The following is a 20,015-nucleotide window of genomic DNA, read 5'->3' as shown; positions in this document are numbered from 1 at the left end:
GTTCTGGCGTGGGCGAGGCTGCCAAGGCCGCGGCATCTGCGGCGGGCGTTGCCAAGGCGCTGGTCGCCGATGGGGCCGAATATGCCAACCCGCTGGCCGAGAATTTCGCGCCCCTGGTGGTGGCCGCAGTGAAGGCTGGCGGCTACAGCCATGTGCTGTTCACCGCGACCACGTTCGGCAAGAACCTGGCCCCGCGCGTGTCGGCCCTGCTGGATGTGCAGCAGATCAGCGAGATCAGCGGCGTCATCGACGCTGACACGTTCGAACGCCCGATCTATGCCGGCAACGCCATCGCCACGGTCAAGTCGTCGGATGCGATAAAGGTGATCACGGTGCGCGGCACGGCGTTCGAAGCCGCCGCCGAGACTGGCGGGGCCGGTGCTGTGGAGGCGCTGAGCGCCACGGGCGAGGCGGGCCTGTCCAGCTTTGTCAGCGCTGAGCTGACCAAGTCGGAGCGCCCGGAACTGACCAGCGCGCGCGTCATCGTCTCGGGCGGGCGCGGCATGCAGTCGGGCGACAATTTCCCGATGCTGGACAAGCTGGCGGACAAGCTGGGTGCGGCGGTGGGTGCATCGCGCGCGGCGGTGGATGCCGGTTTCGTGCCCAACGATTATCAGGTCGGCCAGACCGGCAAGATCGTGGCCCCGGAACTGTACATCGCCGTCGGCATCAGCGGCGCCATCCAGCATCTGGCCGGCATGAAGGACAGCAAGGTCATTGTCGCCATCAACAAGGACGAAGAGGCCCCGATGTTCCAGGTGGCCGATTACGGCATCGTCGGCGATCTGTTCAAGATCGTTCCGGAGCTGACCGAGGCGCTGGGTTGATGTGAGTACGGCGCGCCGGGGCTTCCCCGGCGCGTTTTTTCCAAACCGGTATTGGACAAATGTCGCCGGGACGAAGGCATGGCCTTCATGCAAGACTGGGTATGTTGGAATTCCAACCCTGAATGGGGACTGTGATGATCGAGAAGGTTGGCGTTATCGGGGCGGGTCAGATGGGCAGCGGCATCGCGCAGGTCTGCGCGGCGGCGGGCTTGTCGGTGGTGATCTCGGACATCAATGCCGAACAGCTGTCCAAATCTGTGGCCGGTATCGCCAAGAATTACGATCGCCAGATCGCCAAGGGCAAGATGAGTGATGCCGAAAAGGATGCGGCCCTGGCCCGTATCGGCACCTCCACCGAATTGTCGATCTTCAAGGACAGCGATCTGGTGATTGAGGCGGCGACCGAGTCGGAAGACGTCAAGCGCCTGATCCTGAAGGCCCTGGTCCCCAACCTGTCGCCCACCGCCATGGTGGCGACCAACACCAGCTCCATCTCCATCACCCGTCTGGCCGCCGCAACCGACCGACCGGAAAAATTCATCGGCATGCATTTCATGAACCCGGTGCCGGTGATGCAGCTGGTGGAGATCATCCGGGGCATCGCCACCGACGACCCGACCTTCCAGGCCATCAAGGCCTTGACCCTCCGGCTGGGCAAGACGGCGGCCATCGCCGAGGATTTCCCCGCCTTCATCGTCAACCGCATCCTGCTGCCCATGATCAATGAGGCGGTCTACACCCTGTATGAGGGTGTGGGCGGGGTGGAGGCTATCGACACGGCCATGAAGCTGGGTGCCAACCACCCGATGGGCCCGCTGGAACTGGCCGATTTCATCGGATTGGATACCTGCCTGTCGATCATGCAGGTGCTATATGAGGGCCTGGCCGACAGCAAGTACCGCCCCTGCCCCCTGATGGTGAAGTATGTTGAGGCAGGCTGGCTGGGTCGCAAGGTTGGCCGTGGCTTCTACGACTATTCCGGCCCGACCCCGCGCCCGACGCGTTGATGGAGACGGCTTAATTAAACCCTGTGTTGGGGGGTAATGAATTATTCAGATTAAACTTTAGATAAAGCCCACATAAACTCAAAAAAGGTGGCTCATTACAATGAGCCACTTAGCTTGTTGTTCATTTTATTTTGTTTCTTCTATTAGTTAGAGCCATGGCGCTTGTTCATGACAATTCTCCGGCGTTGATGTGACATCATTGTCACTTCTTAAGTGTACGGCGCGGAGTGGCAGCGGTCAATCATCCCGACCAGCTCTATGTTATTTTGGATAGCTGGTGTTAGTCTCGATTGAGGATTAGCGGGCCTGGAGATGATGGTGGGTGAAGGTGTGTTTCGTGGCCTGTGTGTGGGGCTGTTGACCGGGTTTCTGGCCCTGTCCGCCGCCGCGAAGGCGGCCCCCGATTTTACCACCGCCCTGCAGCACCGGTTGAACAGCGGCGTAGGCACGCCGGAAACCGACCGCGACAGCCAGGACCTGCTGACGCTGGGGCGCTTCTATGAGAAGCGGCACTATGCCCCCGCCTGGATTGAGCAGGGCAAGCCGTCGGACCGGGCGCGGCTGTTGCTGCTGGCCCTGCAAAAGGCGGCGTCGCAGGGGCTGAACCCCGCCGATTATGGCGTAGCGCGCATCGCCACCCTGCTGGAACGTGGCGACAGTCCCGATGCACTGGCCGAACTGGAAGTGATGTTGTCGCATGGGGCGCTGGATTATGGGCGCGATCTGGCCACGGGCCGGCTGGCGCCCATGAGCATCGACAGCGAGCTTTATGTCGAAAAGCGCGAGATCGATGTCCTGACGCTGTTGAGCCGGCTGGCCACCTTGGCCGATCCTGGCGTCGAACTGGCCGAGCTGCCGCCGCGACGGGCCGAGTATCAGCGTCTGATCGGGGCGTTGCAGCAATATCGCGAACTGGCGGCGGCGGGCGGGTGGAAGCCCGTGCCCGTCACCGATGTATCCTTGAAGCCCGGCGGCAATGACGAAAGGCTGCCGGCCCTGCGCGCCCGGCTGAAGGTGACGGGGGAACTGGCGGTGGATGTGCCGGTACCTGAAGACCCGACCCTGTTTGATGAAGCGACCATTGAGGCGCTGAAGAAGTTCCAGGGCCGGCACGGACTGGAGCCTGACGGGGTGCTGGGCAAGCAGACGCTGCTGGCCCTCAATATCAGTGCCGAACAGCGCGTGGCCCAGATCGCCATGAATATGGAGCGCTGGCGCTGGATGCCCATCGATATGGGCCCGTCCTATATCCTGGTGAACCTGGCGGCCTTCCACCTGTCGATCTTTGATCAGGGCAATGTGGTGCATGAGGCCCGCGTGGTGGTGGGCACCACGTCCACCCGCACGCCCGTCTTTTCCCGCAAGATGTCCTATCTGGAGATCAATCCCTATTGGCATGTGCCGGCCAAGATCGTGCGGGATGAGATTTTCCCCAAGGCCAAGAAGGACCCCACCTATCTGGCCAAGCAGGGCTATGAGCTGCTGTCCGACTGGTCGGAAAGTGCGGTGCCGGTCGATCCCAAGACCCTGGATTGGGCCCATATGACCCGCCTGCCCTATCGCGTGCGGCAGATACCGGGGGACAAGAACAGCCTCGGCCGCATCAAGATGATGTTCCCCAACGAGTTCGACGTCTATCTGCACGATACGCCGTCCAAGAACCTGTTCAACCGTGCCAACCGCAGTTTCAGCCATGGCTGCATCCGGGTGGAACATCCGTTCGACGTGGCCGACACCATCCTGCGCCTGACCGGCACCACCGACTGGCCGCGTGCCAAGGTGGACGAGGTCTTGGCCGGCGGTCAGCGCACCGTCGTGCGCCTGAAAAAGCCCATCCCCATCCATATCTCCTATGTCACGTCGTTTGTGGCCGATGATGGAACGGTGAATTTCCGCTCCGACATTTATGGCCGCGACCGCAAGCTGGCCACGGCCATGCGCGCGTCGCGCGTGAAATGGGATGCGGTGGAGGCCGAGGCGCGGCTGGCCCCTGGCGGAGCGGCGGCGGGGCGGGTCAAGGATAGCCCCCCGTAATCACCCGATCACGGAAGAGATAGACAGGAAATAGGCCGGAAGGGTGGATTTCTGCTTGCACCCCCTATGCCGTTCTGCCAGAAGTGCAATTGTGTCCTGCTTGTGGCGCGGGGCATTTGACGAAATCAGGAAAGAGAGTGTCCCCGGCGCAACGGACGCGGGGGGTGCCTGACGGGGCTGAAGGGGGATTAGGGCATGGTGGCACGGCCGAACACGACCGATCTAACCATTGGTATGACGCCCGACACCCAACCTGAATCCGCCCCTGTTCCCTGTTCTGCCCTTGATACCAGTATTGAGACGGGCCGCCGTGGCTTCCTGCGTGGGCTGGGTGGCTTGTTCCTGGGTGCCGGTGCCGCAATTGCCGCCCCCACCATCATCACCAATCCGGCGGAGGCCGCTTCCTCTGTCGCGGCACCCCGTCGGCAGCTTTCCTTCGTGTCGCTGCATACCAGCGAGAAGTTGCGGGTCACCTATTACAATAACGGTTCCTATGACCGCTCCGCGCTGAAAGATGTGAACCATATGCTGCGCGACTGGCGCACAGGCGAGGTGGGGAGCATGGATCCCAAGCTGCTGGACCTGCTGTTCCAGCTGCGTCAGCGCCTGCGCACCGATGAGCCGTTCCAGGTGATCTCCGGCTATCGCTGCCCCAAGACTAACGCCATGCTGGCGTCGAAGTCGGAAGGTGTGGCGACCAAAAGCCTGCATATGGAAGGCAAGGCCATCGACATCACCATGGCGGGCAGGCAGTTGAGCCGCATCCGCCAGGAAGCGCTGAACCTGCGTATGGGTGGGGTCGGCATCTACAGCAAGACCGGCTTCGTGCATGTCGATACGGGCCGCGTGCGGCAATGGGGCGTCTGACGCGTCCTATTGTTCCGGGCCTGCTGGCCCTGCTGCTGGGCACCGCCCCGGTCTTTGCCGCTGACACCCATCAGCACAGCAACGCCCCCGCCCCGCAAAATCTGCGCAATCCTGGCAAAGGGTCGCCCGAACCCATCGGGACTTATGCCAATGGCTGCGTGCGGGGGGCCGAGGCGCTGCCCGCCGATGGTCAGGGCTTCCAGGTCATGAACCTGTCCCGTCATCGCAATTACGGCCATCCCCAGCTGACCGCCTATCTGAAGGCGCTGGCCGGAGAGGTGGAGCGGGAGGGGCTGGGCATCCTGTCCATCGGTGACATGTCCATGCCGCGCGGCGGGCGCATGCAGACGGGCCATGCCAGCCACCAGATGGGGCTGGATGTGGATATCTGGTTCGCCCTGGATCTGGGCCGCTTGGCCGTCCCCGCGCGGGAGCGGGAGGATTTCGCCAGTATGGTGGACACCAAGGCCCAGCGCGTGAACAGCCAGTTCGGCCCGGCCCAGGCGCGCCTGGTGAAACTGGCGGCGGCGGCGCCCAACGTGACCCGAATCTTCGTAAACCCGGCCATCAAGCTGGCTTTGTGTGAGCGGGAAACGGGCGACAAGGCCTGGCTGCACAAGGTGCGCCCCTGGTTCGGCCATGCCGCCCATCTGCATGTGCGCCTGGCCTGTCCCGCCGGGGCCGGTCAATGCGAGACGCAGGAGCCGCCGCCCGAGGGCGATGGCTGTGGCGAGGAATTGCTAAGCTGGTTCAAGCCGCCGCCGCCCGTGGCCGGCCCACCGCCCGCACCAAAGCCCCCACCCCCGCCGCCCGCCGCCTGTCTGGCGCTCTATGCCGAACCGGATTGAGGGGCGGCAAAGCGGAGGGAAGGGGCATTGGTGCCTGATCCGCACAAGCGCGCCCCTGCATAGTTTCCCCCCCTGACAAGCCACCCTGCAATGCCGCGTCGGAAAGGCGCATCTGCATCGTCAGGGATTGCGAGCGGTTCGCAGGGGTGGGACAAGAGTACATGACCCAGCACACCCTGACCGATCCCGTCCCGACCCTGCCCGCCCCGGCTGCCGCCTGGCGCCGCTATCTGCCCAGCGGCTGGACCCTGGTGGTTCTGGCCATCGCGCTGGGTGTGGCGCTGCCGGTGATGATCGTGGGCAGCCGGGTCTTCGTCTCCTCCAACGGGGTCTGGACGCATCTGGCGAATACGGTCCTGTGGACCTATATCGGCAATACATTGATGCTGGCCGGTGGGGTGGCGGTGGGCGTTTCCATCATCGGGGTGGGCACGGCCTGGCTGGTCACCATGTGCCGGTTTCCGGGGCAGCGCTGGCTGGAATGGGCGCTGCTGCTGCCCATGGCGGTGCCGGCCTATGTGATGGCCTATACCTATACCGATCTGTTGCAGTTCGTAGGCCCGGTGCAGACGGGGCTGCGCGATCTGTTCGGCTGGCGGCGTGCCGATTACTGGTTCCCGGACATCCGCTCCCTGGGCGGGGCCATCGCGGTCCTGTCCTTTGTCCTTTACCCCTATGTCTATCTGCTGGCCCGCGCTGCCTTCCTGGAACAGTCGGTCTGTGTGCTGGAGGTGGCGCGCACGCTTGGCGCGGGGGCCTGGCGCAGCTTTGCGCGCGTCGCCCTGCCGCTGGCCCGGCCCGCCATTGCCGCCGGTCTGGCGCTCTCCATGATGGAGGTGCTGGCCGATTTCGGGACGGTGCAGTATTTCGCCGTCGATACGTTTACCACCGGCATCTACCGCACCTGGTTCGCCATGGGGGAACCGGTGGCGGCGGCACAGCTGGCGTCTGTCCTGATGCTGTTCGTCATGGCGCTGGTGGTGATGGAACGGACCAGCCGGGGGCGCGCGCGCTATTTCCACTCCACGGGCCGTTACCGCGTGCTGCCCTCATACCGGCTGCGGGGCGTGCGGGCGGGGGCGGCGCTGGTGGCGTGTCTGCTGCCGTTGCTGCTGGGCTTTGTGGCGCCCGTCATCCTGCTGCTGCATATGGCCGTGACGGAGGGGGACAGCCTGTTTGCCGACAGTTTCCGGCAATTGGCGGGCAATTCCTTCGTGCTGGCCGGCATCACCTCGGTCCTGGCGGTGGCGCTGGCCGCACTGGTCGCCTATGGCCTGCGACTGCGGCCCACGCCCATGCTGAAGGGGGCGGCGCGGGTGGCGGCCATGGGCTATGCCGTGCCGGGCAGCGTCATCGCCGTGGGTATCCTGATCCCCGCCGCGCATGTCGATAACGCCCTGGACGGGTTCATGCGCGGCCATTTCGGTGTGTCGACGGGTTTGATCCTGTCGGGCACCATCGTGGCCATCGTCTATGCCTATCTGGTGCGGTTCCTGGCCGTGTCCTTCAACACCGTGGAGGCCAGCCTGTCCAAAATCCGCCCCACCATGGATCAGGCGGCCCGCATCCTGGGTCAGACGCCGGGCAAGACCCTGCTGAAGGTTCATACACCCATCATGCGTGGCAGCCTGCTGACGGCTGCCCTGCTGGTCTTTGTCGATGTCATGAAGGAATTGCCGGCCACGATGATCGTGCGGCCCTTCAATTTCGATACGCTGGCTGTGCGCGTCTACACGCTGGCCAGCGACGAACGGCTGGCGGAGGCCAGCACGCCGGCGCTGGCGATCGTGGCCGTCGGCATCATCCCCGTCATCCTGCTGTCGCGCGCCATCGCGAAAAGCCGGCCAGGTAGCGAGGGCTGAAACAAAAAACCCCACCGCTGGGCAGTGGGGTTTTGCCGATTGGCCAAGGGCAGATTGGAGGCTGGCGACCGCCAGCCCGGCGCCTGAGAGAAATGGTCCTTACTTACCCGTCAGGATACGGTCCACCAGTTCCTTGACCGTCGGCACGAAGCCGTTGGCGTACCAGGGGTCCTGGGCGAAGCGATAGGCATTGTGACCGGCGAACATCAGTTGATGCTCGCAATCATCCGAATGGCTGATGTTCTGCAAGGTCTTCTGAATGCAGAAGGAACGCGGATCGGCGCGGCGGCCCGTGGTCCCTTCCTCATTCTGCGACCAGTTGGAAAACGCGCAGGCCGACAGGCAGCCCATGCAATCCACCTGATCCTTCAGGATGGCGCGCGCACTGTCGGGCGTCACGAAGACCATCGTCGTGTCCGGGGTTTTCAGCGCCTGGGTATAGCCCTCTGCCACCCAGCCTTCGGCATGCGCCTTGTCGGTGGCGGTCAGATAGACAGGGCGACCGCGCGGACCGATGGCGAATTCTTCGGTCAGTTCGCCCACCGGCTCCGTCGCGAACGCCACCTGCCGTTCGGACCGCAGGCGCAGATCCTCCAGGAAGGGGTTGCGCACGGCGGACGAATAAAAGCCCGTGGGCGAGAACTTGTTCAGATAGACGTCGCCCGCCTTCAAGGTGAGAAGCTTCTGCTTCCAGGCGTCCGAAATCGGGCTTTCCCTGGTCAGCAGCGGGCGGGTGCCGAACTGGAACGCGATTGCGCCGATTTCCGGATTATCCAGCCAGTGATCCCATTCCTCCAGCCACCAGACACCACCCGCCATGACGATGGGCGTCTGGGTCAGGCCGAAGCTGTTCATCATCTGGCGCAGGGCAGCGACGCGGGGATAGGGATCTTCCGGCTTCTGCGGGTCTTCGCTGTTGGACAGGCCGTTATGGCCGCCGGCCAACCACGGGTCCTCATAAACCACGCCGCCCAGATTGCTCGGGAACTTGTTATAGGCGCGCAGCCACAGGGCGCGGAAGGCACGGGCCGAACTGACGATGGGATAGTAATGGACGCCATGGCGCACGGCGATTTCCGCCACGCGGTAGGGCATGCCGGCCCCGCAGGTCACACCATGGACCAGGCCCTTGGCGCCTTCCAGGATGCCTTCCAGGATCTCCTCGGCCCCACCCATTTCCCACAGTACATTGACATGCAGACGGCCATTGCCATTGGACGTCTCATGCGCGATACGGGCCTGGGTGATGCCGCCCTGAATGCCATAAGCGATCAGCTCATGGTGCCGCTCGCGGCGGGTGCGGGTGTGATAGACCTGTGTAACCGGGTTGCCATCTTCATCATAGGTGTCGGCGTTGACGCCGGAAAAGGTGCCGATGCCGCCGGCAGCGGCCCAGGCGCCCGCACTTTGCCCGTTCGATACGGCGATGCCTTTCCCGCCTTCGACCAGGGGCAGCACTTCCTTGCCGGACATGAACAGGGGCTTCAGCGCCTTCACCGTACTTCCTCCGAAAGACCAACCGGTACCAGCCCCGCCGCCAATCACAGGCGCGGGTTCACCAGGGGTGCATATAGGAAAAGATATCGGAGCGAAAGAGGGGGGGTGGCCCCCACCCTCACATTATGTTTACCTAACGGAAGGTGACATCGGTAACCTCGGAGCCAAGCCCATGTCGGAACAGGACCGTAACGGGCAGGTCACTCCCTGTCTGCGCTATCGCGACGCGCCCGCCGCCATTGCTTGGCTGGGCCGTGTGCTGGGCTTTACCGAACAGCTGGTCGTGCCGGGCGAGGACGGGAGCATCGCGCATGCCCAACTGGTGCTGGGCCAGGGCATGGTCATGCTGGGCAGCGACCGGGAGGATATGTACGGGTTCCGGGCCCCTGGTCCCGACGGGTCGGGCGCGGCACTGAACTGTTTCATCATCACCGATATCGACGCCGCCTATGCCCGCGCGGTTGCAGCGGGGGAGAAGGCGCTGGAAGGCGGGATCACCGAGACGCCCTACGGGTCGCGCGCCTTCACCCTGCGCGACCCGGAAGGCCATCTCTGGCACCTGGGGACCTATGATCCCTGGAAAAGCTAGCTTTTCAGTTCCTCAAACGCCGGCGCCCACATCCGTGGGCTTGGCTTCACGTGGCATGAGCCGCGCGGCGGCAGTCGCCGCCGGAGCTGTTTCCGGTTGGCCGGAAACAGCTCTAGTTACCCCCCGTACGCCCTTCGGAAACCCTCGGTTACCTTGGCGATGAAACCCGGGTCGCGGTCGCGCCAGTAGCGGGGGTCGGCGATCATGCGGTTCAGGTCGCCCATCCCCTCGCCCCCGCCGTCGCCGGCTCCGGGGCGCAGCACCTTGGGTTCGCCGCCGCCATCGGCCATCAGTCGGTGCAGCGCCATCACCCCATCCGCCGTGCCCGACAGGGCCGACAGAAGCGGGGCCGGCAGGTTGCGCTGTCCCCAGGCCAGCATCTGGCCCGACAGGTCGCGCCACTTCTCCTCGCCCCCGAAATGGCCGATCAGCTTTTCCAGCTCTGCTTCGGCCTGATAGCCTTCGGCCATCTCCTGCAAAAGCGGCAGCAGCTTTTCAGCGGCCAGATCATAGAGAAGCTGGGCCTGTTCGGGCGTGTAGCCGGCGCCGTGCAGGCGGGTATTGATCTCCGTGTCCGGCTCGAACAGGCCATGGTCGCAGCGGATGCCGTAATCCGCCGCACTGGCCGGCACGCCCAGCAGCGATAGGGCCCTGGCCTTTTCCGCCGCCGGGTCGGGCGGGGTGGACAATTTGCGCTCCAGCTCCTGATAGGATTTCAGCAGCGCGTCGACGCGGATGGTGCCCGCATCCGGGTCCCAGAATTTCACGGGCACATGGTCGGGGCGGGCCGGGGTTTCGGTGGTCTGGGTAACGTCCATGATGGGTTCCTTATGGATGGGTCAGGCGAGGGCGGGCAGAGGGGACAGGCCGCCACGCGCGGCAAGGGTGCGCAGGGTGAGGACAAGGGCCCGCTGCCCCTCCAGGTGGCGCAGCCGCGCCTCCGCCACGTCAGGGCCGGGGCTGGTGGTCAGGGTGGTGCGGGTCAGGTGCGACAGCAGCAGATGCCCGTCGGCGGTGGCGAACAGCCGGGCACAGGCGGCGGCCAGCCGGTCCTCCACCTCCGGGGCGGGGTCAGGATCGATGCCCGTCCAGGGCCAGCCGGGATCAGCCATCCGTCGCCTCCACCACCGGCAGCGACCGGATCAGCACCGGCGGCACACCCGCCGCATCGGCCAGGAACCGGGCGCAGGCCGGCAGATCGACGACGGACAGGGCATCCGGTCCCAGGCTGGATACGGTTTCCAGCCAGCGCAGCGTCGCCTCCGCATCGCGCTGCGCCTGGGCACGGGCCAGTGGCGACAGGATGCGGATCTGCACCTGCCGCCCATCGGCGGCGATGTCGGGCACCAGACCCCGACGCCGCAGGATCGACAGGCAGCGCCGGACCAGCGGCACCAGCAGTTCCGATTGCAGCCGCCCGAAGGTGGCACCGAGCAGCCGCGCCACCTCCGCCCCCCGCTCCAGCACCTCTGTCGCCGTCATGCGCGGCCCCGCAACAGGGGCCAGCCGGTCGGCCAGCAGGGCATGGCGGATGCGGGCGCGCAGATCATCCAGCACCAGCTGACTGACATCGAACCGCCCCGGACTGGCCAGCGGCGTCAGCCCCGCCGACCCCACGGCCTTGGGAATGATGGTGCCGGGCACCAACCGGATGGAACCAGGGTTCAACACCCCGTCATCATCCGCCTGCCAGATGCCGGTGACGGCGATGGAGGCATTTTTCAGGACCAGTTCGACCACCTTGTTGGCGGTCTTGATATCGGGCAGGGCCTTCATCACGGGGCTGCGGCCATAGGTTTCACCCGGTGCCTTCAGCCAGCGGAAGGCGATGAAGGGCATCTCGGCAAAGCGGCCATCGGCCAGCAGCACCGGGTCGCCTTCCTCCAGCACGATGCGCCAGCGCCAGCCCGCCCCTTCGGCCATCACCGCCTCGATGATGGGGAAGCGGTGGGCGGGGTCGGCGGCACCATCGCGCTTGACGGCATCGGGAATGCGGTCCACGGGCACGCGGGCTGCCAGTTCAGACAGGGTCAGGCGCTGGCGGCGGTAAAGCTGATCCAGCCGTCCCTCCTCCCCCTCCTCCAGCACCAGATCGGACAGGGGGACGGCGGTGAAGCGCAGGGCCGATGGGGCACCGGGCGTTGATTCCTCCACCAGCAGGCAGCCGGTTCCACCCGTCACCACATCCAGAAAGGCCTGATGCGCCTCCACGGCGAAGTTGGAGCGGTCGATCTGGGCATGGAATGCCTCCGATGCCTCCAGCAGCAGCGGGGCCAGGCCATCGGCCAGGTCGGCATCCAGCGCCGGGCCGGGCATCAGCCCCATCCAACGCGACCAGGGCGGCGTCAACTGTGCCAGCAGCGATGCCGCCAGCTGATCCACGGCATCGGCGGCGGTGGCATCATAGAGACGGTCGCCGCGCCGGGTGCCGGCGGTGGCCCCGCTGTCAAAGGCCGCATGCTGGGGCAGGGCATGCTCATAACATTCCCGCCATAGCGGTTCCCAATTGGCCCGCCGTGCGGCGGCACGGGCGTACCGGTCCAGAAGAAAGGCGGCCTGCGGATCGGATTTCGGGCTGTCGGCGGTGTGGGGCAGGGGACTGTCCATGGATCATTCCCCCAGCAGGGTTTTGCGGGTGGGTGCCAGCGCACCGGGGGCCAGCACCCCGCGCCAGCCGGTCAGGACCGTGCCCGCCCGGCCCGTGGCCCGGCGCAGCAGGCTCTGTTCACCTGCGGTCGGCCCCGTAGCGCCGCTGACAGTGGGTGCGGTGATCGTGGCGGGCGTCGTGACCGCCGGGGTTGCTGCCGGTGCGGCGGCGGTCGCCGAGACGTTGCGCGGTTTGGGGGCGGAGACGAGACGGGCCAAGATCGAAGGCTCCTTCCTGATGTTCCGGGGAATGGGGGGATCGCCGCCCAGATGGCGGTAGAGCTGCCAGGGCGTCACGATCAGCGGGGCGCGGATGCCCAGGATGCGCTTGGCCACCGACACACAGGTCAGCGGCGTGAACGGCCATTGCGTGGGCAGGGGCGGATGAAGCGGGCTTTCCAGCACGCTGTGGCCGCGCGTGCGGAACCAGGCGGCCAGATCGGTGTCGGACGGCAGCTTGTGGTATTCCACCTCCAGCAGGGTCGACAGCGGATCGATGGTGATCCAGCCGCCGGGGGCCGGCAGCGCCACGAACACATGCCGGAAACCGGGTTTCAGCCCACGCAGCCAGGCAATCTCCGTCTCATGACAGAAGACCAGCAGGGCCGGCCCCCTCATGTCACGATACCCTTCTCGTGCAGGGCCGGGGCCAGGACGGCAAAGGCCTCGCACCAGAGGGTGTGATCGCGCATTTCCCGCCGGCAGTCCGGATCGGGCGCGAATTGCCGGCGGCCATAATGGGCCAGGACCAGCAAATGATCGCGCAGCAAACGGCGCTTGCGGTGTAGCCGGTCAAGGGTGCGCAGGATGTCCAGCGGCTCACAAGGTCGGGTCACCAGCCCCTGGCCGGCCCGGATGCGGGCACCGGCCTGCCGTGCCTCATTGGCCATGATGAACCAGAACCACGCCTCCTCCGCGCTGTCGAACGGGGTGGTGGGCGGGGGCGGAAGGCTCCGGTTGGCACGGGGGCGCGGGCCGGGGCTGCGGGAAAGGGGCTGTGCCGTCATGTCGGGAACCTTTGGGACGATTAAGGAATATTTACCTTAAAACGACATGCTATAATTCCTATGTCAAGGGATAAGTGAAAATTATCCTAGGGACAGGGTTGGTCGTTTCTGGGATAAGACTCCCATGCTCAAGCATGCAGATATATGGCGGGCCATCGATCGGCTGGCGCAGCGACATGGCCTCTCCGCCTCCGGACTTGCCAAGCGCGGCGGTTTGGACCCGACCACCTTCAACAAGTCCAAGCGCATGACGCCGGATGGCAAGCTGCGCTGGCCCTCGACGGAAAGCATCGCCAAGGTGCTGGAAGCGACGGCCAGCAGCTTCACCGACTTCGTGGGCCTGACGGGGGAGGGCACGGGTTCCGGCGACGCACCGTCCGCCGCCGCTGCGGCCTCCCTGCGCCGTGTGCCGGTCATCGGCTATGCCCAGGCGGGCAATGACGGCTATTTCGACGATGCCGGTTATCCCGCCGGCAATGGCTGGGACGAGCTGGAATTTCCGCATGTTACCGACGACCATGCCTATGCGCTGGAAGTGTCGGGCGACAGCATGGAACCCGTCTATCGTGACGGCGACATCATCATCATCTCGCCTGCGGCGTCTGTCCGCCGGGGGGACCGGGTCGTGGTCCGCACCCGCGATGGTGAGGTGATGGCCAAGCAGCTGGCCCGCCAGACAGCCAACCGGCTGGAACTGGTCTCGCTCAATCGCGCGCATCCCGACCGGTCGCTGGCCATGGCGGACGTGTCCTGGATCGCCCGCATCATGTGGGCCAGCCAGTAGTAGGCGGCTGCTTTTTGACCCCCTAACTCTTGTGGTGCATCCGATTCGTTTCCCGTTCCGGCGACTCGAGTCGCAGGCTCAGGGACAGAGTCGGAATGTGCGACTCTTCTGTCCTAGGAATAAAAGCATTGACGGCAAATGTCAGGCTGCCATAGCCTGTCTCCGGTTGCTTTTTCCTGCCGGAGTCGCGTCCATGTCCCTGCCAGATGACGTTCAAACCCCTGAAGTGGAAGATGATCTGGCGGTGCTGCAGGCCCGCTATGATGGACGGCCACCGCGGCGGGCGCGGTTGTCGGCTTTGGTGGGTGGGGATAGTGTCCTATGTTCCTGGGCCGAACAGGCGCGGGGTGACCGGCTTCTGGTGCAATGTGCCGCGGCACGGCTGGCGTTGGCCCGGCGGCGCCGGCAATTGCCGGCGGCACAGGCCCCCGACGATCCCTGGCTGCGCCGGCTGACTGCCGCCCTGCGCACCGCGCGTGACGGGGCGGTGGCTAGGGTCTGTTAAGAATCATCTTGGCATGAGCCTAATGAAAATTCCGCCCCTCGCCGAAGATATGGGCGGGGATGGCGTCGGGCAGGGCGGTGTCGTTGGCGGGGCCGTCATTCAACGTGTGCAGATGCGACGACAGGTCGAACAGTTTTTCGGCCACGACATGGATGACCTCGCCATCACGCTGCAGCCGCCCGCGCACCCCCATCAGGGCGGCGGTCATCAGGGTGCGGCGGAACCGTTCCAGGACGGACGGCCAGACCACCAGATTGGCGATGCCCGTCTCATCCTCCAGCGTCACGAAGATGACGCCCGATGCCGTGCCGGGCCGTTGCCGCACCAGCACCAGGCCGGCGGTGCTGACGATGCTGCCCGGCTTGATATCGCCCAGCGCCTTGGCCGGCCCCATGCCCAGCCCCGTCATGGTAGCGCGCAGCAGGGCCAGCGGATGGGCGCGCAGGCTCAGCCCCTTGGTCCGGTAATCGGCCCAGACCTGTTCACCCTGTGTCATCTGCGGCAGGTCGGCCTCCGGCTCGTCCCCCATATCCACGGGCGGACGGTTATCGCCGATGCGCCGGGCCTGATCGGCGGCCTGGAACAAAGGCAGTGGTTTACCGCCCAGCCGTTTCACCTCCCACAGGGCCTGCCGCCGGTCCTGGCCCAGACTGGCAAAGACATCGGCATCGGCCAGCCGGTCCAGGATGGCGACGGGCAGGCTGGTCCGCCGCCACAGGTCACGGATCGTGTCATAGCCGCCGCCGCGTTCGCGCGCGATGGCGATGGCCGCGTCTTCCCGCATGCCCTTCACTTGGCTGAAACCGAGGCGCAGGGCGGGGCCGCCGCGCCCTTCCTCCAGCGTGCACTCCCATTCTGACCGGTTGATATCGACGGGCCGCACCTCCACCCGGTGTTCGACAGCGTCGCGGATGATCTGGGCCGGCTGATAAAAGCCCATGGGCTGGCTGTTCAGCAGGGCGCAGGCGAAGATGGCCGGGTGGTGGCATTTCAGCCAGGAGGATTTATAGGCCAGCAACGCGAAGCTGACGGCATGGCTTTCCGGGAAACCATAGCTGCCGAACCCCTGGATCTGCTTGAAGCAGCGGGCGGCATAGTCGGGGTCGTAGCCGCGCCCGATCATGCCATCGATGAATTCCTGCTCAAACGCTCCCACTCCGCCCGTCTTCTTGAAGGTGGCCATGGCGCGGCGCAACTGATCGGCGCGTCCGGGGGAAAAGCCAGCGGCGACAATGGCCATGCGCATGGCCTGTTCTTGAAACAAAGGCACGCCCAGCGTGCGCTCCAGCACCTGTTCCAATTCCGGCTTGGGGAAGCTGACACGTTCCTCCCCCCGGCGGCGGCGCAGATAGGGATGGACCATGTCGCCCTGGATGGGGCCGGGCCGCACGATCGCCACCTCGATCACCAGATCATAGAATTCGCGCGGACGCAGGCGCGGCAGCATCGACATCTGCGCCCGGCTTTCGATCTGAAACACGCCGATCGTGTCGGCCCGGCAGATCATCTCATAGGTGTCGGTATCCCCGTCCGGAATGTCGGTCAGGCCCTGGGGCCTTCCCAGCCGCTGACCCAGCATTTCCAGCCCGCGCCGCATGCAGGACAGCATGCCCAGCGCCAGCACATCGATCTTCAGCAGGCCCAAAGCCTCGACATCATCCTTGTCCCATTCGACGACGGTGCGGTCCTCCATGGCCGCATTCTCGATGGGGACCAGTTCATCCAGGCGCGAGCGGGAGATGATGAAGCCGCCCACATGCTGTGACAGATGCCGGGGAAAGCCGCGCAAATCATAGGCCAGCTCCATGCAGAGCGCCAGGGTCGGGTCGGACGGGTCCAGCCCCGCCTCCCGCGCCGTGCCCTCATGTTCCACCCCATGCCGGTTCCAGCCCAGGCGGACCAGGGCGCCGACAACATCATCGGACAGGCCCAGCACCTTGCCCACCTCCCGGATGGCCATGCGGGAACGGTAGCAGATGATTGTCGCCACCAGACCGGCATGGTCGCGGCCATATTTGGTGTAGATGTACTGCATCACCTCCTCGCGCCGCTCATGCTCGAAATCGACATCGATGTCGGGCGGCTCATGCCGGTCTTCGGAGATGAAGCGTTCGATCAGCAGTTCATGATGGTTGGGATCGACGGCGGTGATGCCCAGGCAGAAGCAGACAGCGGAATTGGCCGCCGATCCCCGCCCCTGGCACAGGATGTCGCGGGATCGGGCAAAGCGGACAATGTCATGCACCGTCAGGAAATAGGGCGCGTATTTCAGCCGGCCGATCAGGTCGAACTCATACAGAAGCTGTTTGCGCACCTTTTCCGGCACGCCTTGCGCATAAAACCGTTTCGCCCCTTCCCAGGTCAGGCGCTCCAGCTCTTCCTGTGGGGTGCGGCCATCCGGGATGGGGTCAATGGGGTAATCGTAGCGCAGCTCATCCATGGTGAAGGTGCAGCGACCGGCGATCAGGCGGCTATTGGTCAGGGCGTCGGGCCGGTCGGCGAACAGGGAGGCCATATCCGCCGCCGGTTTGGGATAATGGTCGGCATGGGGCGACAGGATGCGTCCGGCATTGGCCAGGGTGCGGCCATGGCGGATGCAGGTCAGGATGTCGAACAGGCGCTGCCGGTCCGGGTGGTGATAGCGGACATCATGGGTGGCCAGCAGGCCAACGCCTGACCGGTCGGCCAGTTCCCCCAGCCGCAGCAGGCGGGAACGGTCATAGCCCTGGTAAAGCGGGGCGACGGCCAGATAAAGCCCCGCCGCCGCCAGGGCGCGGAACCGGTCCAGCTGTACCGACAGGTCGGACAGGCGGGCGGGCGTGGCCCGGCCATCGGGCGCCAGCACGGCCAGTATCTGCCCCTCTGCCGCCCCCGCCAGATCGGCCAGGGCCAGGTGGCATTCCCCCTTGGCCCCGCGCCGCTTACCCAGCGTCAGCAGCCGGGTCAGCCTTCCATAGGCGGCGCGGTCGGTGGGATAACACAGGACCGGCGGCGCATCGGCCAGGGTCAGGCGGCACCCCACCACCAGCCGCATACGGTGCTGCTTGCAGGCCGTATGCATGCGCACGACGCCGGCCAGACTGTCATAGTCGGTAATGGCGATGGCGTCGCGGCCCAAACCGGCGGCGGCCAGCACCAGCTCATGCGGGTGGGAACCCCCGCGCAGGAAGCTGAAATTGCTGGTCACCTGCAGGTCGACATAATCCCCGTCCGTCATGCGCACAGCCCGTGCAGATACCAGGCCCCCCGCTCATCCGCGGTCCGGAACAGCCAGAAACGCCGGCCATCGCTTAACTGCGCGCGGTAATAATCCCGCGTCGGGCCGGTGCGTGCGCGCCACCAGTCGGGCCGGATACGCTCCGGTCCCTCCATCCAGTCGACGGACAAATGCCGCCCGCGCCAGACCAGCCCCTGGCCCATCTGCACCGGTTCGGGCGGATGCAGCAGCAGCAGGGGGCGCGTCCCCTCCATCCGCCATGTCCGGGGACGCGAAGGGGCGGGGCGCTGGGGCTGCGGTTTGGGCCAGGGCTTGGCGGGGGGGCTGTTCTGGCCCTCACCCTCCCGCAAAGCGGGCGAGGGGCGAAATTCAAGCCCCTCGCCCACGACAGTGGGAGAGGGAGGGGCCCAAGCTGTCAGGCTTGGGAGGGTGAGGGAGTGAAAATCCCCGCCCTCCATCTCACCCGCCAGTTCCATCACCTGTTCCGGGCGGTGGGTGTCGCGTGGCACGGGGCGGCCCACATGATCCTCCCCCAGCCGGTTGACCAGCCGGTCCAGCAGGCCGGACAGGGCAAAGGCATCCCCGCCCCCCACGGCCAGCCCCGCCTGTTCCCCGGTAAACAGGTCGGTACCCGTCGCCGTCAGCTCTATCATTTCGATACCGAAACCAGGATCGACCTGATCAAACCGTTCCCGAAACAATTTAAGCAGGGATGGCGGATCGCGCAGGGGGCGGGCCGTGCCGATGGGCAGGTCCTGGCTGCTGGCATCGGTGCGAAAACAGGTCAGGACCAGCCGCCGCGCCCCGCGGCCTGCCGCCTCCAGCCGGGCCGACAGGTCGCGCAGCAGGGATAGCACCGTCCCCTCAATGGCCTCACGCGTGGCGATGGGTTCGGCGAAGGCACGGCGTACCTGCCATTGCGGGGTGGCGGCCTGCGGGGCCACGGGTTCGGCGGTGATGCCCAGCATGCGATCCAGGCGTCGCACCGGCCCCGTGCCATAGCGGGCCACCAGCCCGGCGCGCGGCTGCCGCTGCACATCACCGACCGACCGCAGGCCGACACGGGCCAGATCGCCCTGCAGGCCGAGGTCCAGGCGCAGGGCGGCCAGCGGCAGGGACAACAGCGCCGGCCAAGCCCGCGTGCCCGTGGGCAGCAGGGGGCCTGCGCTGGCCGGGCGATGCCGGGCCCAGCCCCAGGCGGCGGCGGCCCCGTCACCCAGTCCCAGATGATGGGTCAGGCCGGCGCGGGTCAGGCGGCTGCCCAGATCGGCCAGCAGTCCCTCTTCCCCAGCGCAGAGATGGGCACAGCCGGTAATGTCCAGGATCAGCCCGTCCGGCCCGTCGGTGGCGGCCTGTGGCGTATAACGCTGCGCCCACAGGGCTAGCCGGGACAGGGCCGCCTGATCGGCGGCGGGGTCGGCTTGCATGGCGGTCAGGGCCGGGCACAGGGCGCGGGCATCGGCCAGCAGCATGCCGGGGCGCAGGCCATCGGCACTGGCCAGCCCGTCCACGGCATGCAGACGGATCCCCCCCTGTCCCGCCAGCGTCAGGGCCAGCGGGCCGGACAGGGGCGCCACCTTATTCCGCCGCCGCCACTGGTCCGTTGGCCAGCGGCTGAGCCAGACGGAGACGAAACGCCGTGTCATCCCAGGTAACCTCCCACGGTCCCGAACCCGATCCACCGCCACCGCCCCGCGCCCGCAGCAGCGATACCTGCCAGCGCGGTCTTCCCCCCTCTTCCTGCGGCGGGCCATCGCGCAGGGAGGCAATCCGCCAGCGCGTCAGCGCGACGGAGGGCGGGGGCCGGGCCAGGGGCGGCAGGATCAGGAGGCCCAAAGCATCCCCATCCTCCGCCGCCAGTTGCAGACGGCGCAGCGCCACCGCACCGGGCAGCACCCCATCCCCCACAACAGCGGCCAGGGCGGAGCATCGCAACGCCTCTTCCAGTACCCAGAGCGCGTCATCCAGGCTATCGGGCCGCACCAGGATCAGGCGGGAGGCATCCAGACCCAGGGCCGCCAGCCCCGGCCCATAGGGCATGTCGGCATGGCCCAGCGGATCGCCCTTGTCCTTGTGCCGGCACCAGAGGATGGGACCGGGCGGCAGGCCCGACAGGATGGAGGCCACGAATCCAAGCGCCCCCGCATCGGCGGGGGCCGGCAGAAATTCATGCATACCACCGCGCACCAGACCGCCCCCCGCCAGGGCCGCATCCAGACAGGACAGGCCCAGCGACAGGGCCGTCCGCCCCTTGGGCGGACGCACCCGGTCCATGATGGACAGCCGCTCCCGCAGGGCGGCGATGGTGGGGATAGTGTCGGTCAT

At 66.1% G+C, this 20,015-nt stretch carries 18 protein-coding genes; 9 read left to right on the top strand and 9 right to left on the bottom strand.

All coding sequences use genetic code 11. The annotated features are described in order from the left end of the window. The 6 genes from ACT6Q8_RS13680 to ACT6Q8_RS13655 all read left to right on the top strand — a co-directional run. Positions 1–827: electron transfer flavoprotein subunit alpha/FixB family protein (locus ACT6Q8_RS13680; RefSeq protein WP_444739391.1), on the top strand; the 827-nt coding region annotated here is incomplete at its 5' end. A gap of 134 nt (positions 828–961) precedes the next feature. After that, entirely contained in the window at positions 962–1,834 is an 873-nt protein-coding gene (locus tag ACT6Q8_RS13675) for a 3-hydroxybutyryl-CoA dehydrogenase (protein WP_444732683.1), read from the top strand. A gap of 312 nt (positions 1,835–2,146) precedes the next feature. Continuing rightward, a complete protein-coding gene (locus ACT6Q8_RS13670) occupies positions 2,147–3,868 on the top strand; it encodes a L,D-transpeptidase family protein (RefSeq protein WP_444732684.1) in 1,722 nt (573 codons plus the stop codon). A gap of 195 nt (positions 3,869–4,063) precedes the next feature. Further along, positions 4,064–4,735: a YcbK family protein gene (locus tag ACT6Q8_RS13665; protein ID WP_444732685.1), complete on the top strand. Its 672-nt coding sequence runs from the start codon at positions 4,064–4,066 to the stop codon at positions 4,733–4,735. Further along, a complete protein-coding gene (gene mepA / locus ACT6Q8_RS13660) occupies positions 4,723–5,583 on the top strand; it encodes a penicillin-insensitive murein endopeptidase (RefSeq protein WP_444732686.1) in 861 nt (286 codons plus the stop codon). The genes ACT6Q8_RS13665 and mepA overlap by 13 nt, the downstream gene beginning before the upstream one ends. Before the next feature lie 161 nt (positions 5,584–5,744). Beyond that, positions 5,745–7,445, top strand: coding sequence for an ABC transporter permease (locus ACT6Q8_RS13655; RefSeq protein ID WP_444732687.1), 1,701 nt, complete (start codon positions 5,745–5,747; stop codon positions 7,443–7,445). A 99-nt stretch (positions 7,446–7,544) separates the two neighbouring features. Here ACT6Q8_RS13655 and ACT6Q8_RS13650 read toward each other — a convergent pair whose 3' ends face one another. Next, positions 7,545–8,942, bottom strand: coding sequence for an NAD(P)H-dependent flavin oxidoreductase (locus ACT6Q8_RS13650; RefSeq protein WP_054170469.1), 1,398 nt, complete (start codon positions 8,940–8,942; stop codon positions 7,545–7,547). Positions 8,943–9,114: 172 nt separating this feature from the next. Between ACT6Q8_RS13650 and ACT6Q8_RS13645 the strand changes: the two genes are divergently transcribed. Then, the gene (locus ACT6Q8_RS13645; protein ID WP_054170470.1) at positions 9,115–9,531 is read left to right on the top strand and encodes a VOC family protein; all 417 of its coding nucleotides are present in this window, start codon (positions 9,115–9,117) and stop codon (positions 9,529–9,531) included. Positions 9,532–9,647: 116 nt separating this feature from the next. Here ACT6Q8_RS13645 and ACT6Q8_RS13640 read toward each other — a convergent pair whose 3' ends face one another. From ACT6Q8_RS13640 to ACT6Q8_RS13620, 5 genes are read right to left on the bottom strand one after another with little or no spacing between them, the layout of a single operon-like run. After that, a complete protein-coding gene (locus ACT6Q8_RS13640) occupies positions 9,648–10,349 on the bottom strand; it encodes a capsid assembly protein (RefSeq protein ID WP_444732688.1) in 702 nt (233 codons plus the stop codon). Positions 10,350–10,370: 21 nt separating this feature from the next. After that, positions 10,371–10,643, bottom strand: a complete 273-nt coding sequence (locus tag ACT6Q8_RS13635) for a Bbp19 family protein (protein WP_444732689.1) — start codon at positions 10,641–10,643, stop codon at positions 10,371–10,373. Next, on the bottom strand, positions 10,636–12,138 hold the full coding sequence (locus ACT6Q8_RS13630) for a portal protein (RefSeq protein WP_444732690.1): 1,503 nt from the start codon (positions 12,136–12,138) through the stop codon (positions 10,636–10,638). Before ACT6Q8_RS13630 ends, ACT6Q8_RS13635 begins: the two co-directional genes overlap by 8 nt. A 3-nt stretch (positions 12,139–12,141) precedes the next feature. Further along, on the bottom strand, positions 12,142–12,795 hold the full coding sequence (locus tag ACT6Q8_RS13625; protein WP_444732691.1) for a hypothetical protein: 654 nt from the start codon (positions 12,793–12,795) through the stop codon (positions 12,142–12,144). Next, complete coding sequence (locus tag ACT6Q8_RS13620) at positions 12,792–13,184, bottom strand: hypothetical protein (RefSeq protein WP_054170475.1); 393 nt, start codon at positions 13,182–13,184, stop codon at positions 12,792–12,794. Before ACT6Q8_RS13620 ends, ACT6Q8_RS13625 begins: the two co-directional genes overlap by 4 nt. Positions 13,185–13,308: 124 nt before the next feature. Between ACT6Q8_RS13620 and ACT6Q8_RS13615 the strand changes: the two genes are divergently transcribed. Next, complete coding sequence (locus ACT6Q8_RS13615) at positions 13,309–13,968, top strand: S24 family peptidase (RefSeq protein WP_054170476.1); 660 nt, start codon at positions 13,309–13,311, stop codon at positions 13,966–13,968. Between the two features lie 193 nt (positions 13,969–14,161). After that, positions 14,162–14,473: a hypothetical protein gene (locus tag ACT6Q8_RS13610; protein ID WP_054170477.1), complete on the top strand. Its 312-nt coding sequence runs from the start codon at positions 14,162–14,164 to the stop codon at positions 14,471–14,473. Between the two features lie 19 nt (positions 14,474–14,492). Here ACT6Q8_RS13610 and ACT6Q8_RS13605 read toward each other — a convergent pair whose 3' ends face one another. Genes ACT6Q8_RS13605 through ACT6Q8_RS13595 form a run of 3 tightly spaced genes read right to left on the bottom strand, consistent with a single transcriptional unit; the run spans position 14,493 to position 20,015 of the window. Continuing rightward, positions 14,493–17,690, bottom strand: a complete 3,198-nt coding sequence (locus ACT6Q8_RS13605; RefSeq protein ID WP_054170478.1) for an error-prone DNA polymerase — start codon at positions 17,688–17,690, stop codon at positions 14,493–14,495. Then, complete coding sequence (locus ACT6Q8_RS13600) at positions 17,687–19,336, bottom strand: Y-family DNA polymerase (RefSeq protein ID WP_444732692.1); 1,650 nt, start codon at positions 19,334–19,336, stop codon at positions 17,687–17,689. The genes ACT6Q8_RS13605 and ACT6Q8_RS13600 overlap by 4 nt, the downstream gene beginning before the upstream one ends. Then, the gene (locus ACT6Q8_RS13595) at positions 19,269–20,015 is read right to left on the bottom strand and encodes an ImuA family protein (RefSeq protein ID WP_444732693.1); all 747 of its coding nucleotides are present in this window, start codon (positions 20,013–20,015) and stop codon (positions 19,269–19,271) included. Before ACT6Q8_RS13595 ends, ACT6Q8_RS13600 begins: the two co-directional genes overlap by 68 nt.

Source organism: Niveispirillum sp. (assembly GCF_052437035.1).
Lineage (GTDB): Bacteria > Pseudomonadota > Alphaproteobacteria > Azospirillales > Azospirillaceae > Niveispirillum.
This window is presented reverse-complemented; position numbering and strand designations above follow the sequence as displayed.